This window comes from Streptomyces sp. NPDC048523 (assembly GCF_043199815.1).
In the GTDB taxonomy this organism is placed as follows: Bacteria; Actinomycetota; Actinomycetes; order Streptomycetales; family Streptomycetaceae; genus Streptomyces.
On sequence record NZ_JBICWQ010000011.1, the window covers coordinates 51,180 to 65,690 of the forward strand.

At 70.7% G+C, this 14,511-nt stretch carries 14 protein-coding genes; 6 read left to right on the forward strand and 8 right to left on the reverse strand.

Annotation, left to right across the window (positions count from 1 at the left end; translation table 11 throughout):
• The 3 genes from ACGFWE_RS38030 to ACGFWE_RS38040 are packed head-to-tail and all read right to left on the reverse strand — an operon-like array spanning position 1 to position 3,058.
• Positions 1-594 (reverse strand): TetR/AcrR family transcriptional regulator, encoded by a 594-nt coding sequence (locus tag ACGFWE_RS38030; RefSeq protein ID WP_352390921.1) that lies wholly within the window; start codon positions 592-594, stop codon positions 1-3.
• A gap of 26 nt (positions 595-620) precedes the next feature.
• Positions 621-2,288 (reverse strand): class I adenylate-forming enzyme family protein, encoded by a 1,668-nt coding sequence (locus ACGFWE_RS38035; RefSeq protein WP_393604736.1) that lies wholly within the window; start codon positions 2,286-2,288, stop codon positions 621-623.
• Entirely contained in the window at positions 2,285-3,058 is a 774-nt protein-coding gene (locus tag ACGFWE_RS38040; RefSeq protein ID WP_393604738.1) for an SDR family oxidoreductase, read from the reverse strand. Before ACGFWE_RS38040 ends, ACGFWE_RS38035 begins: the two co-directional genes overlap by 4 nt.
• A 113-nt stretch (positions 3,059-3,171) precedes the next feature.
• On the opposite strand from ACGFWE_RS38040, the gene ACGFWE_RS38045 reads away from it, so the two are divergent.
• Positions 3,172-4,404 carry an exo-beta-N-acetylmuramidase NamZ domain-containing protein gene (locus ACGFWE_RS38045; protein ID WP_393604740.1) on the forward strand — a complete coding sequence of 411 codons (1,233 nt, stop codon included), beginning with the start codon at positions 3,172-3,174 and terminating at the stop codon, positions 4,402-4,404.
• Between the two features lie 72 nt (positions 4,405-4,476).
• Positions 4,477-5,793 (forward strand): serine-threonine protein kinase, encoded by a 1,317-nt coding sequence (locus ACGFWE_RS38050; RefSeq protein WP_393604742.1) that lies wholly within the window; start codon positions 4,477-4,479, stop codon positions 5,791-5,793.
• Between the two features lie 34 nt (positions 5,794-5,827).
• Here the strand turns inward: ACGFWE_RS38050 and ACGFWE_RS38055 are convergent, their stop codons facing one another.
• Positions 5,828-8,614 (reverse strand): penicillin acylase family protein, encoded by a 2,787-nt coding sequence (locus ACGFWE_RS38055; protein ID WP_393604744.1) that lies wholly within the window; start codon positions 8,612-8,614, stop codon positions 5,828-5,830.
• A 235-nt stretch (positions 8,615-8,849) separates the two neighbouring features.
• Between ACGFWE_RS38055 and ACGFWE_RS38060 the strand changes: the two genes are divergently transcribed.
• The gene (locus tag ACGFWE_RS38060) at positions 8,850-9,452 is read left to right on the forward strand and encodes a hypothetical protein (protein WP_393604746.1); all 603 of its coding nucleotides are present in this window, start codon (positions 8,850-8,852) and stop codon (positions 9,450-9,452) included.
• Positions 9,453-9,542: 90 nt separating this feature from the next.
• Positions 9,543-10,265 carry a 3-keto-5-aminohexanoate cleavage protein gene (locus ACGFWE_RS38065; RefSeq protein WP_393604748.1) on the forward strand — a complete coding sequence of 241 codons (723 nt, stop codon included), beginning with the start codon at positions 9,543-9,545 and terminating at the stop codon, positions 10,263-10,265.
• A gap of 132 nt (positions 10,266-10,397) precedes the next feature.
• Here ACGFWE_RS38065 and soxR read toward each other — a convergent pair whose 3' ends face one another.
• On the reverse strand, positions 10,398-10,919 hold the full coding sequence (gene soxR, locus ACGFWE_RS38070; RefSeq protein ID WP_393604750.1) for a redox-sensitive transcriptional activator SoxR: 522 nt from the start codon (positions 10,917-10,919) through the stop codon (positions 10,398-10,400).
• A 107-nt stretch (positions 10,920-11,026) separates the two neighbouring features.
• Here soxR and ACGFWE_RS38075 point away from each other — a divergent pair, with 107 nt between their 5' ends.
• A complete protein-coding gene (locus ACGFWE_RS38075) occupies positions 11,027-11,488 on the forward strand; it encodes a MaoC family dehydratase (RefSeq protein WP_393604752.1) in 462 nt (153 codons plus the stop codon).
• 4 nt (positions 11,489-11,492) lie between these two features.
• Here the strand turns inward: ACGFWE_RS38075 and ACGFWE_RS38080 are convergent, their stop codons facing one another.
• The 3 genes from ACGFWE_RS38080 to ACGFWE_RS38090 form a co-directional block, all read right to left on the reverse strand.
• Positions 11,493-12,119, reverse strand: coding sequence for a TetR/AcrR family transcriptional regulator (locus ACGFWE_RS38080; RefSeq protein WP_352390910.1), 627 nt, complete (start codon positions 12,117-12,119; stop codon positions 11,493-11,495).
• Positions 12,120-12,276: 157 nt separating this feature from the next.
• The gene (locus tag ACGFWE_RS38085) at positions 12,277-12,564 is read right to left on the reverse strand and encodes a YiaA/YiaB family inner membrane protein (protein ID WP_352390909.1); all 288 of its coding nucleotides are present in this window, start codon (positions 12,562-12,564) and stop codon (positions 12,277-12,279) included.
• 59 nt (positions 12,565-12,623) lie between these two features.
• Positions 12,624-13,778 (reverse strand): acyl-CoA dehydrogenase family protein, encoded by a 1,155-nt coding sequence (locus tag ACGFWE_RS38090; protein WP_393604754.1) that lies wholly within the window; start codon positions 13,776-13,778, stop codon positions 12,624-12,626.
• Positions 13,779-13,854: 76 nt separating this feature from the next.
• Here ACGFWE_RS38090 and ACGFWE_RS38095 point away from each other — a divergent pair, with 76 nt between their 5' ends.
• Entirely contained in the window at positions 13,855-14,496 is a 642-nt protein-coding gene (locus ACGFWE_RS38095; RefSeq protein WP_352390907.1) for a TetR/AcrR family transcriptional regulator, read from the forward strand.
• Positions 14,497-14,511 lie beyond the last annotated feature (15 nt).

Genomic DNA, 14,511 nt, shown 5'->3' on the forward strand with positions numbered 1-14,511 from the left:
CTACGGCCGCAGGGACCGCAGGAGGAGGTCGGCCAGGTGGTCGGCGACCTCCTGCGGGCTCATCGGGCCGTCCGGGCGGTACCAGGTCGACAGGTGGTGGACGGATCCGAAGTGGTAGTCCACGACGAGGTCGGCCGGGGTCGCCTTCGAGAAGACGCCCGCTTCCTGGCCCTCCTCGATGAGCGCGCGGAAGCGCTCGTGGTACTTCCGCCGCTCGGCCCGCACCTGCTTGTTCTTCTCGGGGCTCAGGTGGTGCATCGAGCGGAAGAAGATCATCGCGTCGTCGAGGTTCTCGATCGTGGTGACCACGACATCCGCCGCGGCGGCCCGCAGCCGCTTCTCGATCGGCTCGTCGGCGTTCGCGAGCGCGTCCAGGCGCTCCTGCTGGACGCGCAGCACGCGCGCGTACACCTCGTGCAGGAGGTCGTCCTTGGAGCCGAAGTAGTGGTACAGCGCCCCCTTGGTGACGCCGGCCGCCTCGACGATCTCCTGCACGGAGGTGCGGTCGTAGCCCTGCTCGGCGAAGAGCCGGGTGGCGGCGGCCAGCAGCCGCTGCGGGACGGGCGTACCGTCTCCGTCCGTCGTCCTGGGCACTGTGCCGCCACCTGCCTTTCGAGAGGTCATTCGCCGTCGTGCGGTCGGGAACGCAGTTCCCGACGGAGGATCTTCCCACTGGCCGTCTTCGGCAAGTCGGGCAGGATCTCCACCTGCCGCGGGTATTTGTAGGCGGCCAGTCTCTCCTTGCAGTACGCGGCGAGCGCACCGGGGTCGGTTTCGGCACCCGGACGGAGGCTGATGTACGCCTTGACGGTCTCCCCGCGGTACCCGTCGGGCACCCCGACGACGGCCGCCTCGCGCACCGCCGGATGCGTGTACAGCACGTCCTCGACCTCGCGCGGCCACACCTTGAAGCCGGACGCGTTGATCATGTCCTTCTTGCGGTCCACGACGTACAGCCAGCCCTCCGAGTCCATGAACCCGATGTCACCCGTGCGCAGCTCGCCGTCCGGGAAGGTCTCGGCGGTCGCCTCCGGCCGCCGCCAGTACCCGGGCACCACCTGCGGCCCGCGCACGACGATCTCGCCCTGCTCGCCGAAGGGCACCTCGGCGCCGCTCTCGTCGACGATCCGTACGACCGTCTCGGGCCCCGGCACCCCCACGGCGAGTGTCCCGGACACCGGGTCGACGGGCGCTTCCCGCTCCGGCGGCACGGACGCGCAGGGAGCGGAGCACTCGGTCAGCCCGTAGCCGTTGCGGATGTACGGCCCGAAACCGGCCCGGAACTTCTCCACCAGGGCGGGCGGCAGCGGGGCCCCGCCCGAGGAGATGTTGACGAAGGACGAGAAGTGCTCGCGGGTGACGTCCGGGTGGGCGGCCAGCGCCATGAAGGCGGTGGACGGGCCGACCGTGTAGTGCGGCCGGTGCTCGGCGAAGGCGTCCAGGACCACCCCCGCCTCGAAGCGGTACGCCAGCACGAGCGTGCCCACGCTGTCCAGACACGCCCCGAGCTGGCAGACCATCCCGGTGATGTGGAACAGCGGCGCCAGCGCGAAGTACACGGGCGCCTCGGGCAGCCCGAGCCCGGTGCGCTGCCGTTCGGCGTTGTACATGATGTTGCCGTGCGTGTTGGTGGCGCCCTTGGGCGTGCCGCTCGTCCCCGAGGTGTAGCTGATCAGCGCGATGTCGGAGGGCGTGACGTCCCGTCCTTCGGGCGCCTTGTGCCCGGCCCCGGCGACGGCGACCAGGTCGTCGGCGTCCTCGGCCTGCGGCAGCCGCTCGAAGGTGAGCACGCGCGCGTCGCCGCGGCTCTGGAAGTCCAGCTCGCACCCGGTCAGCACGATCCGCACCGGCGAGTCCGCCGCCGTCTCGCGCAGATACGACTCCCAGGCCCGGTCGGAGCAGATCAGCGCGGCCACCTCGCCGTCCCGCAGGACATGGCCGACCTCCCCCGACTTGTACATGGGGTTGACGGGCACGACGACCGCGCCCGCCTTCCAGGCGCCGAGCAGCGCGAGCACGAACAGGGGCGAGTTCTGGAGCAGGATCGCCACCCGGTCCCCGCGCTCCAGCCCGCGAGCGGCGAGATGCCCGGCGACGGAGTCGCTGAGCTCGTCGACCTCACGGTAGCCGAGCCGCCCGTCGAAGTAGGCGAGGAAGGGCCGCTCGGGCGCCTCGGCGACGGCCCGCCGCAGTGCGTGCACCAGGGAGTCGTCGGGCTCGATCGGCCCGCGCTGGGCCTCACTGAGCAGACCGAGCCAGGGCTTGGCGGCGTAGCGGGACTCGCTCATCGGGTCTCCTCCCACTTGCGCTGGAGGTGGTTCATGCCGACCAGCCAGCGGTCGGGGTCGGCGGCCCGCGCCTGGTAGTACTCGGCGGCCTCCGGGTGCGGCAGGATCAGGAACCGGTCCTCCTCGATCCCCCGGAACAGGGCCTCGGCCACGTCCTCCGGCTCGACGGCGGTGGGCCTGAGCACCAGGTCCCCCGCGGTCCCGGTGGCGGCGAGCATGTCGGTCCGCACTCCCTGCGGACAGATCGCGTGCACCTTGATCCCCCGGTGCCGGTACGTCAGCGACAGGTACTCGGCGAAGGCGTACGCCCCGTGCTTGGTGACGGCGTAGGGAGCCGCCCCGATCATGGTCAGCAGCCCGGCGGCGGAGACGGTCGACACGAACCTCCCGCTCCCCCGCTCCAGCCACCCCGGAAGCAGTGCGTGGGCGGCCCGGACGTGTGCCATGACGTTGACGTCCCAGGAAGCGGCCCAGCCGGTCTCGTCGAGCGGCTCGTCGGCGTTCCCGCCGCCGAAGGCGACACCGGCGTTGGCGCAGTAGACCTCTACGGTGCCGCCGAGCGCGTCGAGGGCGTCGGAGACGACGGCGGAGGCGTCCCCGGCGACGGCGATGCCCCCGATCTCCTCGGCCACGGCCTTCGCGCGGCCGGCGTCGAGGTCGTTCACGACGACCCGGGCCCCTTCCGCGGCAAACCGGCGGGCCAGCGCGGCCCCGATGCCACCTCCCGCCCCGGTCACAACCACTCCGGCACCCTGCAGGGCTTCCACCATCGGTCTCCTTCGACTGCGGCTCGACTGCACGGCCAGACTAACCGGTCGGTATGTCCAAGGAAAGGGTGAGCGGAACCTCCCCACAACCCGCGGGAGCGCCTACCGTGCACCTCATGCGCCCATCCAGACGAACCCTGCTGGCAGCAGCAACGGCAACGGCGTCACTGACCTCCGCACCCCCCGCCCAGGCGGCCCGCCGCCACAGACGAACCGGTTTCGAGAACCTGGCCGCATCCGGCTACGAACAGCTCCGCGGCGAGCGTATCGGCATCGTCACCAACCCCACCGGTGTCACCCGGGACGTTCAGCACATCGTGGACGTGATGCACGCCGACGAAAGGGTGAACCTCACCGCCGTCTTCGGCCCCGAGCACGGCTTCCGGGGCACCGCCCAGGCCGGCGGCTCCGAGGGCCGCTACGACGACCCGGCGACCGGCCTGCCCGTCTACGACACGTATCTGAAGAGCGGCCGGCCCCTCGCCGACATCTTCACCGCCTCCGGCGTGGACACGATCGTCTTCGACATCCAGGACGTCGGCGCCCGTTTCTACACGTACATCTGGACCCTGTACGACTGCATGGAGGCGGCCCAGCTCGCGGGCAGGCGCCTCGTCGTGCTGGACCGCCCGAACCCGGTCACCGGCCGCGCGGCCCTGGGCCCGGTCCTGCACAGGGAGTTCGCGACCTTCGTGGGCAGGCAGCCCATCTCCCAGGCGCACGGCATGACCGTCGCCGAACTGGCCCGTCTCTTCAACGGCGAGTTCCTTCCCGCCCCCGTCCCCCTGGACACGGTCCTCATGACGGGCTGGAGGCGCTCGGAGTTCTACGACGCCTGGAACCTGCCCTGGGTCCCCCCGAGCCCGAACATGCCGACCCCCGATACGGCTCTGGTGTACTCCGGCACCTGTCTCTTCGAGGGCACGAACCTCTCCGAGGGCCGCGGTACCACCCGCCCCTTCGAACTGCTGGGCGCGGAGGGCCTGGACGGCCGCTGGGCCGCCGCCGCGAACCGACTCGGCCTGCCGGGGGTGCACTTCAGGGAGGCCTACTTCACCCCGACCTTCTCCAAGTTCCAAGGCAAAACGGTCGGCGGGGTACAGATCCACGTCCACGACAGGGCGGCGTACGACCCCGTCCGCACCGGCATCGCTCTGCTCGTGACCGCCAGGAGGACCTGGTCCGGGTTCGCCTGGCGCCCGGACAACTGGATCGACAAGCTCACCGGTTCCGCCCGAGTCCGCACGATGATCGACGCCGGTGCGGACACCGACGAGGTGGTGGCGGGCTGGCGGCAGGAGCTGAGCGCCTTCCGGCGGATTCGAAGGAATTACCTCCTCTACGGATGAGCCGTGGAGTATGGCGAAGTTCGCCCCGTAGCAGGACGATGCGCACCACCACGGGGGACGAGGGGGTCGGTGATGGCGGATCCGGCGATGAGTGTGACGCCGTACTGGGAGCTGACGTTCGACGCGGACGGCGACCCGGACACCGGCCGGCGGGACCGGCTGCTCGCGGAGGTGGCGGGCCGGGGTGTCAGGGACCTGGTCGTCCTCTCGCACGGCTGGAACAGTGACCGCTCGGGCGCGACCCGGCTCTACAGCCGCTTCTTCGAACCGTTCCCGGAGCTCGCGCCGGCCGCGAGACTCGGGTACGTGGGGGTCGTATGGCCCTCGATGCGGTTCTCGGACGAGCCGATCCCGGACTTCCCGCGGGCGGTGGCCGCCGAGATGCCGCCGCGTCCGGTGCTCGACAAGGACACCCGGCACGCGCTCCTCGAGACCTTCCCGGGCCGGGCCACGGTGATCGACCAGCTGGCCCGGCTGCTGGACCAGCAGCCGCGCGAGGAAGCCGAGTTGGAGGAGTTCGGGCGGCTGGTGCGGCTGCTGGTGGAGGTCGTACCGCCAGGGCCGCAGGCGTTGTTCGGGGCGGACACCCTGGCGGAGGGCGTGCCGCAGGACGAGCCGGAGATGTTCGCCGGGTCCGCGGCGGCCGTGTGCGAGGAGTTCGCGCAGGCTCTCGCGGGTCTCGAATCACCTGAGGGGGCAGAGGCGTTCACGATTCCCAACCCCTGGGACGGGGGGCACGAACTGCTGCGGCAGGGGACGTACTACGCGATGAAGCGGCGTGCCGGCACGGTCGGAGAGCGCGGGCTGGGGCCCGTGGTCGGGCAGCTCGCGAAGGCGGCGCCCGGGGTGCGGGTGCACCTCGTGGGGCACAGCTTCGGCGGGCGACTGGTGTCGTTCGCGCTGCGCGGGCTGCCGGAGGGGGTGCGGTCGGTCAAGTCCGTCACGCTGCTCCAAGGGGCCTTCTCCCACTACGCGTTCGCGACCCGGCTGCCGCACGACACACGCGCGGGGGGCGTGCTCCAGGGGCAGCAGAACCGCGTCGACGGGCCCCTCGTGTGCTGTTTCTCCCGCCATGACTCGGCACTCGGCACCCTGTATCCGCTGGCCTCGCGCATGGCGGGTGACGCCCGGGGCGTGGCGGGCTTCGACCTCGGCCGGACCCTGGGCGCCAAGTGGGGGGCGATGGGCTACGACGGGGTGCAGGCGGTGCCGGGCACGTCGTCCGTCGGCCTCGCCGACGCTCTTCTCGGGCGGCTGCCCGCGAAGGGCTGCGTGAACGTCGACGCGGCGCCCGTCGTCAGACGCGGCGGACCACCCGCCGGCGCCCACAGCGACATCTGCCACCGCGAGCTGGCCCGACTGGTGCTGGCGGCGGGCCGTATCCGGTGACCCGCCGCCAACTGCCGTACGTCGGCCGGTACTTCTACCGGTGCGAGGTGAACTCCACCACCTGCTGGAAGGTCGGACGGTTCTGCCAGCCGATGTTGTAGTGCTTGATGCCTCCCAGGGTGCGCTGCACGATCGAGTCGGCGCACCACTGGTCGCCCGCCGAGCACAGGTCGTCGCCGGGGTAGACCTGGGCCGCGGTCTTGCCGGCCGCGGTCTTCAGGGTGCTGATCAGGATGTCCCGGCAGGCGCCGAGGCTGCCGCCGCCGCAGTACTTGTCCGCCAGCGGACCCCGCACGCTCTCGCCGAGCACCGTGCGGACGTCCTTGTCGACGTAGCTCCACCAGCCGTACTGGAAGGAGCTGCCCGCGTGGGCGCCGGTGGGTCCGTGCGCGGCCGACGGGGACTCGTCGACGGGCAGGTTGGCCTGGAGGGCGGTGTACAGGCCGGTGCCGAGGCCCGGTTCGAAGATGCCCTTGGCCAGCAGCGGCCACCACGCGTCCAGGATGCGGATCGCGTCGGCGTCGGCGTACTTCTTCGAACCCGCCGATGTCTCGGTGCGCTTGCCGCCTGCCGTGAGCCACGTCTGGAGCTTGGTCACCGCGGCCGCGGCCGTGGAGTCGGTGACCGTCGAGCTGTTGATCACTTTGAGGAGGTCCGGGAGGACGTCCTCGGCGCGCAGGTCGGCGAGGGAGGCGTCCGCCATGGCCTTCACCAGCGAGGCCCGGGTGACCCCGCCCGCGGCGACCAGTTTCCTCACCCGGTCCTCCAGCAGATTGCCGCGGTGCACGGACCCGTCGCCCCAGGAGGCCGTCGCGTAGTCGAGCGCCTGTTTGTTGTTCCAGGAGATGTAGTAGTCCTGGTCGATCGAGTTGGGGTGCGCGGAGGCCGGCGTGTAGTCGGCGGTGTTCGTCGTCGGGTTCCAGTTCCTCCACTCGTACGCCGTCTGCGCCCACACCGGGAACTCGGCGTCGACGCCGGACGCGCGCACGGGGTTGTTGCCGCTGTTGTAGTACGCGGTGTGCGTGGAGTCGGCGTAGAACCAGTTGAAGGTGTAGTTGATGTGCTGCACCGCGCTCTGGAAGGTGCCCGGGCTCTTGACGTAGTCCGGGTCGTTCAGCATCTGGAAGCCGATGATCGAGTCGGCCTCGTGGAGGTAGGAGGAGCGCAGGGTCGTGTAGGCGACCTTCTTGCCGCCGACGGTCGCCCGGTACTCGACCGGCCCGTACTTCGTGCGCCAGACCCTCATGGTGTACGACCCCGCGGCGGTGCCGTCGGCCGTGGTCGGGGCCCAGGAGTTCTTCTGCTCGATCTTCTCCATGGCCGTGCAGGTGCCGTGGTACAGGTAGTGGTAGTCGTCCTGGCACAGTTCGACGGCGTACGTGTCGATGATGTCCTGGCCGGAGGTCGTGGCGGACCACGAGTAGTCCTGGCCGCGGCCGAGTTCGACGTACATGCTCAGGCCCGCGAAGGAGGCGCCGCGGGCACTGATGCCCGGGCCCTGGATCTCCTGGAGCATCAGGAGCTGAGGGGCGAAGTAGCCGGTCTGCGGTCCGAACACCGCGACCGGGTGGCCGCTGGCGGTGTACTTCCCGCTGACGACGAGGGCGTTGGACATGCCGCGCTTGGCCGAGCTGAGGGCGTTCGCGGTCGCCGTGGCGGAGGCCGCGCTCGCGCTCTGGTCGGCGCCGGTGCCCGTGGCGTCGTAGACCAGGGGTTCGGTGCTCACCGAACCGGCGTCGGGCAGCGCCTCGCCCTGCGGGTTCGCGGGCTTGGCGGCGTACGGGAAGCTCTCGCCGTTGTGGACGGTGAGCGCCGCCTCGGGGTCGTTGCGCTCGCGGAAGGACTCCCAGACCTCGGTGCCCTTCGTCACGCCGTACCGCTGCTGGGCGGCCAGCAGCGAGATCGCGTTGTTGACCTCGCCGCCGCCTCCGGAGCCGAACAGGGAGCCGATGACGGAGGCCAGCGCGACCAGGTCGGTGATCTTGAAGTGGTCGATGGTGCCGGCGTTGGTGACCGAGTCCTTGTGGCCGGTCAGGACGTACTCGCCGGGGAAGTAGCGGCCGCTGTCGGAGGCGTCGATGTAGGAGTTGATGCCGGCGAGGTAGGCGTTGGCGTCGGCGAGGGCCTGCTGGCCGCGGGCGCCGTTGGTCGCCACCGCGTTGTCGATCTGCGCCTGGAGATCGGCCTCACTGTAGGGCGCGTTGCGCCAGAACTGCTGCTCCAGGCCCTGGTTGGAGGCGGCACCGCCCGCGAAGGCGGTGAGCCGGCCGCGGCCGACGTGCCGGAAGACGTCCATGAGCCACAGCCGGTCCTGGGCCGCCGCATAGCCCGCACCGAACTCGGTGCCGTATCTGGTGGTACCGGTGATGTGCGGCACGCCCGTCTTCTTGTCACGGACGATCGTCACGTCGGTGCGGCCGGCGGGGCTCAGGGTGGAGGCGACTTGATCGGACGGGACCCCGAACGACGCGTCGTTGAAGAACGTGTTGATGGTGGAGTTGGTGAGTGCGGGGTACCCCTTGGCCAGGTTGGCGTAGGGGCCGAGCTGGTCCTCGGCGTGGTCGGGCTGGGTGCCGAAGGCCTGGTTGAGGAGGACCTGCGCGAGGGTCGCGTTGCCGTTCTCGCCGGGCGGCAGGATGTCGGAACACTGGCCGCCGCAGTAGTCGTTCGCCGCTGTGACCTCGGCGGCCGACGCGGTCTGGGCAAGCGGGGACAAAAGACCGGCAATCAGGACGCATATGGATGCGGACTTCAGGAACCCGGTGAGTGTGCCGGGAGTTCTCAGTCTGTCGAGTGCGGTGCGCGAGGCGCGTCGAGGCATGGCAGCTCCAACCGACGGGGGGTGTGGCCGGACGTTACCGCCGGTATCCCCGGGATTGAAGATGAGCATGCGTCAAGTTTTGGCAGGGGTTCTCGAGCTTATGGGGGGCATCGGAAATCGGATGGAGCCAAATCGCTTGTCGATACGTCTATTCGGCAACGCCGAGCGAAGTCCGCTCGGTGACAACGCCGAAGTGACCGAAGTACAGGTGCAGGTGTGACGGAGGTGCAGGGCGATGGCCGGTTTCCGGAGTCTGGCGAGACAGGTGCGGGATCCGCGGTGCGATCTGGCGCTTCGGCGCTACTCGCTGCGCAAGTGCCTTGAGCGGTTCGCTCCTTACGGGCACAGGGCGACCTGGGACCACTTGTGCTCCCGGGCGGGATTCGGTCCGGAGGACCGCTCCCCCGACCCAGCGCGGCTCGTGGCCGCACTGGAGGAGCTGGAGGAGGCGCGTTCGGTCTGGCTGGCCTACGAGGTCGAGTTCGCCGAGCGGCGCAAGAAGGAGAAGCACGACGGGTTGCGCAGGCCGGGCAGTGTGGACGACTGGCACCGGCTGACCTGGGGCGGGTTCGGAGTCGCATGGTGCGACGACCCCCGGGTGCACCCCGATGATTCGCTGGCCGAGGTGCTGCGCAGGCTGATCTCCGCGCTGGAGCGCGAGCCGGGCGCGGTGTGTCCGGTGTGCGACGGGGAGCGGCTCGTCTGGAGGTACGAACTGGACCATGAACCCTCGACCGGACCGGTCTGCGTGGACTGCGGGATCCTGGTGCCGCGGCCCGTGCTCACACCCGAGGCCCTGGCGGACGCCAGGCGCGGACGGTTGCTGATGTCGGCCTAGAGCGTGTGGGCGCACCGGGGGTGCGCCGGGGATGCCGCACCCCCTGTTTGACGGTGGTGAACTGTCGGTGCCGCCTGGCACCATCGAGGAATGGTGCAGGTGTGTCTCAACGGCCCGCGCGGGGCCGCCGACGGGACGGCGGTGCCGCTCACTCCCGAGTCCATGGCGCAGGCGGCGGCCGAGGCCGTCGCGGCGGGCGCCACGGACATCCACGTTCACCCCAAGTCCCCTTGCGGTCGGGACAGTCTGTCGCCGCGGGTGGTCGCGGCGACGCTTGAGGCGATCCGGGAGCGGGTGTCGGTCCCGGTCGGTGTGACGACCGGTGCCTGGGCGGAACCGGATCCGGTGGCCCGGCTCGCCCGTGTCCGGGGCTGGACCGTGCTGCCCGACCACGCCTCGGTGAACTGGCACGAGCCGGGCGCCGAGGAGACGGCCGCCGCGCTGATCGACCTGGGAGTCGGTGTGGAGGCGGGCATCTGGTCGGGCACGGACGCGGCGGCCCGGTTCGCGGTGTCTGCGCTCGGGCCGAAGGTGCTGCGCGTGCTCGCGGAGGTGACGGACACCGACGCGGCGGAGGCGTCCGCGCGCACCCTCCTCAGCGAGCTGGGCACGGCCCACGGCCGCCCGGTGCTGCTGCACGGCGAGGATGTCGGCACCTGGCCGGTGCTGCGGCTGGCGGGCCGCCTGGGCCTCGCGACCCGGGTGGGCCTGGAGGACACCCTGCTCCTGCCGGACGGCCGACGGGCCCTGTCCAACGCTCAGTTGGTGACCGAGGGACTGGTCCAGTACGGGTGGGCCCAGCGGGCGTCGTAGGGCAGGGCGAGGAGTTCGGCGCGGATCGCCAGGTCGGGCTCGTTCCGGGCACGCAGGCACGCGGGTGCGTGAACTGCCGGCCAGGACTGGAGCGTGGCGGTTTCATCGGGACACCGCGGCCTCCTGCACGGCTCAGCGGCGCTCGTCCGCCGTCTCCTGCCGTTCCGGTTCCCGGCGACCGTTCTTCCGCCGGGCCCCACCCTGCTCCACCAGCAGCCGCGACCCGGTCAGCCGGTCACCGAACACGTCGTCCGGGTTGGACAGGACACACGAGTCCAGGGAGAGGCAGCCGCAGCCGATGCAGTCGGTGAGGTGGTCGCGGAGGCGGTTCAACTGCTTGATGCGTTCGTCGAGTTCGGAACGCCAGGCCTCGGACAGGCGGGCCCAGTCCTCACGGGTGGGGGTACGTTCCTCGGGGAGTTCGGATAGGGCGTCGCGGATCGTGGCCAGGGGGATGCCGACGCGTTGGGCGGCCCGGATGAACGCGACCCGGCGCAGCGCGTCACGGGAGTAGCGGCGCTGGTTGCCCGTGGTGCGACGGCTGCTGATCAAGCCCTTGGACTCGTAGAAGTGCAGGGCGGAGACGGCGGCGCCACTGCGGGCGGCGAGCTGGCCGACCGTGAGTTCGTGGATCTTCTCAGGAATCTGGGGCACCCCTCGAAGCCTACCCATGCTGTCACCCTCGCGGTCCGTTGACAGGGGCTCCCCGGCCGACCATGCTAAGCAGTCGCTTAGACATCATGTGGCGAGGAGGCCGGGACATGGCAGAGCCGAGGATCTTCACGGGCGCCGAGGACCTGAAGGCGGCGGTGGGTGAGGAGCTGGGGTACACCGACTGGCTGGAGGTCGACCAGAAGCGGATCGACCTGTTCGCGGAGGCCACCGGTGACCATCAGTGGATCCACGTCGACCCGGAGAAGGCCGCCGCGGGTCCCTTCGGCACCACCATCGCGCACGGCTATCTCACCCTGTCGCTGCTGCCGCTGTTCGGACCGCAGCTGATCAAGGTCGAAGGCGTGAAGATGGGCGTCAACTACGGGACGAACAAGGTGCGTTTCCCCGCGCCGGTGCCCGTGGGCTCCCGGCTGCGCGCCACCGCGCGGATCACCGGCGTCGACGATGTCGCGGGCGGGATCCAGGTCACCGTCGCCTTCAGCGTGGAGCGCGAGGGGGGCGACAAGCCGGTGTGCGTGGCGGAGTCGGTGTCCCGGTACTACCTGTAGGCGGCTACTTGGTGGCCCCCACCATCCGCAGCACGAGGTCGGCGTCGAGCGCGCCGACCTCGTCGGGCGTCCAGGGGCCGTCGAGGTTGAACCAGCGGGCCACGTCGATGCAGAGGGACATGACGGCGAGGGTGGTGCCCTTCACGTCGAGCACGTCGAACTCGCCGGAGGCCACGCCGTCCTCGATGATTCCGCGGATCTCGGCGTCGCACTGCCGCCGCAGGTCGAGGATCTCGGCGCGGGCGTCGGGGCCGAGGGAGTCCAGTTCGTACTGGACGACCCGGGCGGTGGTACGGCCGCCCGCGTGCCAGCGCACGAAGGAGCTCACCGCGTCGGTGAGCCGCTCGGTCGCGGTGCCCTCGCGGCGGGCGGCGACCCGGAGGATCTCCAGCGCCTTCGCGTGACCGATCCGGCTGATGCGGTGCAGCAGCTCTTCCTTGGTCTTGTAGTGGATGTAGAGCGCGGCGGGGCTCATCCCGGCCCGGCCCGCGATGTCCCGGGTCGTGGTGGCGTGATAGCCGCGCTCGGCGAACGCCTCCACCGCGGCAACGAGCAGCCGCCGCGCCGCGTCGGGCGTGACCTCGCCCCACGCCGACGTCTCGCCGTCGGCCGTCTCCTCCGCCGTACTCATCGCACGCCCCTCTCCACTGTCAGAACCCCCACCATACCGCCGAAACTGAGCGAGCGCTTAGCCTGCCCGCTCAGGGGCGCCTGCGGCGGCTGGAGCAGAGTGGCAGGAGCTGTACGGAACAGGTCCGGTCCGAGATGGCGCAACGACCACCGCCCCGTCAGAGCTTCTCGAAGGGGTCGTGTTCGGCCAGTAGTTTCTCCAGGCGGGCCTGGTCGACCCGGCTGACGATCTGGCCGGCCTCCTGGCGGTCGCGGATGACCTTGGCCAGGGTGAAGGCGGAGGTGACGAGGTACAGGACGGCGATCGCCAGGAAGCCCCGCACCCAGGCGTCGGCGTTCAGGCGGAAGATGCCGGCGGCCGTGGCGGCCATGGCCACGGCGAAGGAGGCAACGGCCTGACCGTAGAAGGCGGCCGTGTTCTGCTGTTTGACCGGTGTGTCGCTCATGGCCAGAGTCTCGGCCATCCGTGACCCCGGCCACATCCGCTCAGGTACTCAGACGGTACTCAGAACGCCGAGACCCCCGTCAACGCCCGCCCGATCACCAGCTTCTGGATCTGGCTCGTGCCCTCGTAGAGCGTCATCACCCGCGCGTCGCGCAGCAGTTTGCCCGCCGGGTACTCGTCGATGTAGCCGTAGCCGCCGAACACCTGCAACGCGTTGTTCGCGGCGCGCACCGCCGCCTCCGAGGCGAAGAGCTTGGCCTTGGAGGACTCGACGGCGAAGGGCTTCCCGCGGTCGATCAGGTCGGCCACCCGCCAGGTCAGCAGCCGGGCCGCGTCCACGTCGACGGCGATGTCGCTGATCAGCTCCTGGACCAGCTGGTGCCCCGCGATCGGCTTGCCGAACTGCTCGCGCTCGCCGGCGTATCGCAGAGCCGCGTCCAGAGCCGCCTGGGCTATGCCGACGCACCCCGCCGCCACCGACATCCGCCCCTTGGCCAGCGCGGACATGGCGACGGAGAACCCCTTTCCCTCCTCACCGACCATCGCGGAGGCGGGCACGCGCACCCCCTCCAGGACCAGTTCGGCGGTGGCCTGGCCACGCAGCCCGAGCTTGCCGTGGATCGTGCGGCGGGTGAGGCCGGGGGTGTCCGTCGGTACCAGGAAGGCGGAGACGCCCTTGTGGCCGGGAGCGTCCGTCGAGCGGGCGAACAGCAGCACCACGTCGGCCCACGTGCCGTTCGTGATGAACATCTTGGTGCCGTCGATGACGTAGTCGTCACCGTCGCGCACCGCCCGCGTGGTCAGGTTGCCCGCGTCGGAGCCGGTGCCGGGCTCGGTGAGGCCGAAGCAGCCCACGTAGGCGCCGGAGGTGAGCCCGGGCAGCCAGCGCCGCTTCTGCTCCTCGCTCCCCCACGCGGCGACCGTCTTGGCGACGAGCCCCAGGGAGACGGACACGATCCCGCGCACGGACGAGTCACCCCGCCCCAGCTCCTCGGTGACCAGGCAGTACGCGAGATGATCGCCGCCCGAGCCGCCGTACTCCTCGTCGATCGTCAGCCCGAGGAAGCCGACCTCGCCGAGTTTCTTGACGAGGGACCGGTCCACTTCCTCGGCGCGGTCCCAGGCGATGACGTGGGGGGCGATCTCACGGTCCACGAACTCCCGCGCCAGCCGCCGGACGGCTGCCTGCTCCTCACTCAACCCCAGGTCGACCACGAGTTCACCTCACTTGAGAGCGGCGCCTTTAAATTAGCACTGCTAGTTTCAGTTCCGCAGCCCTACTATGTGCGCCATGGCCCGACCGCGCAAGCCCCTCCTCAGCACCGACCGGATCGTCGAGACGGCACGCGCGCTCGTGGACACGGACGGGCTCGCGGCCCTGTCCACGCGCCGGCTGGCGGCGGAACTCGGGGTCAGCGGCCCGTCCCTCTACAACCACTTCCGGACCAAGGACGAGATCCTGGAGGCGGTCGCCGACTCGGTGAGCGCCCAGGTCGACCTGTCGATGTTCGAGGACGGCCGGGCCTGGCGGACCGCCCTGCACGACTGGGCCCTCTCCTACCGCGACGCCCTGCGCGACCACCCCAACATCGTCCCGGTCCTGGCCCAGGGCCCCGGCCGCCGCCCCGCGGGGCTGCGCCTCGCCGACGCGGTCTACGGCGCGATGGTCGACGCGGGCTGGCCGCCGGCGCAGGCCACCTCCATCGGCGCGCTGATGCGGTACTTCATCATGGGCTCCGCGCTCGGTTCGTTCGCCGGGGGCTTCGTCGACGACGCGAGCGCGTACGACCCCGCGGACTACCCCCACCTCGGCCAGGCGCACCTCCTCGCCGAGCAGCAGGAGAAGATCGACGAGCGGGCGTTCGAGACCGGGCTCAGGGCTCTGCTGGACGGTCTCGCCCAGCAGTACGAGCAGGTCGGACGCACCGCGTAGACATATTTCGGTGGG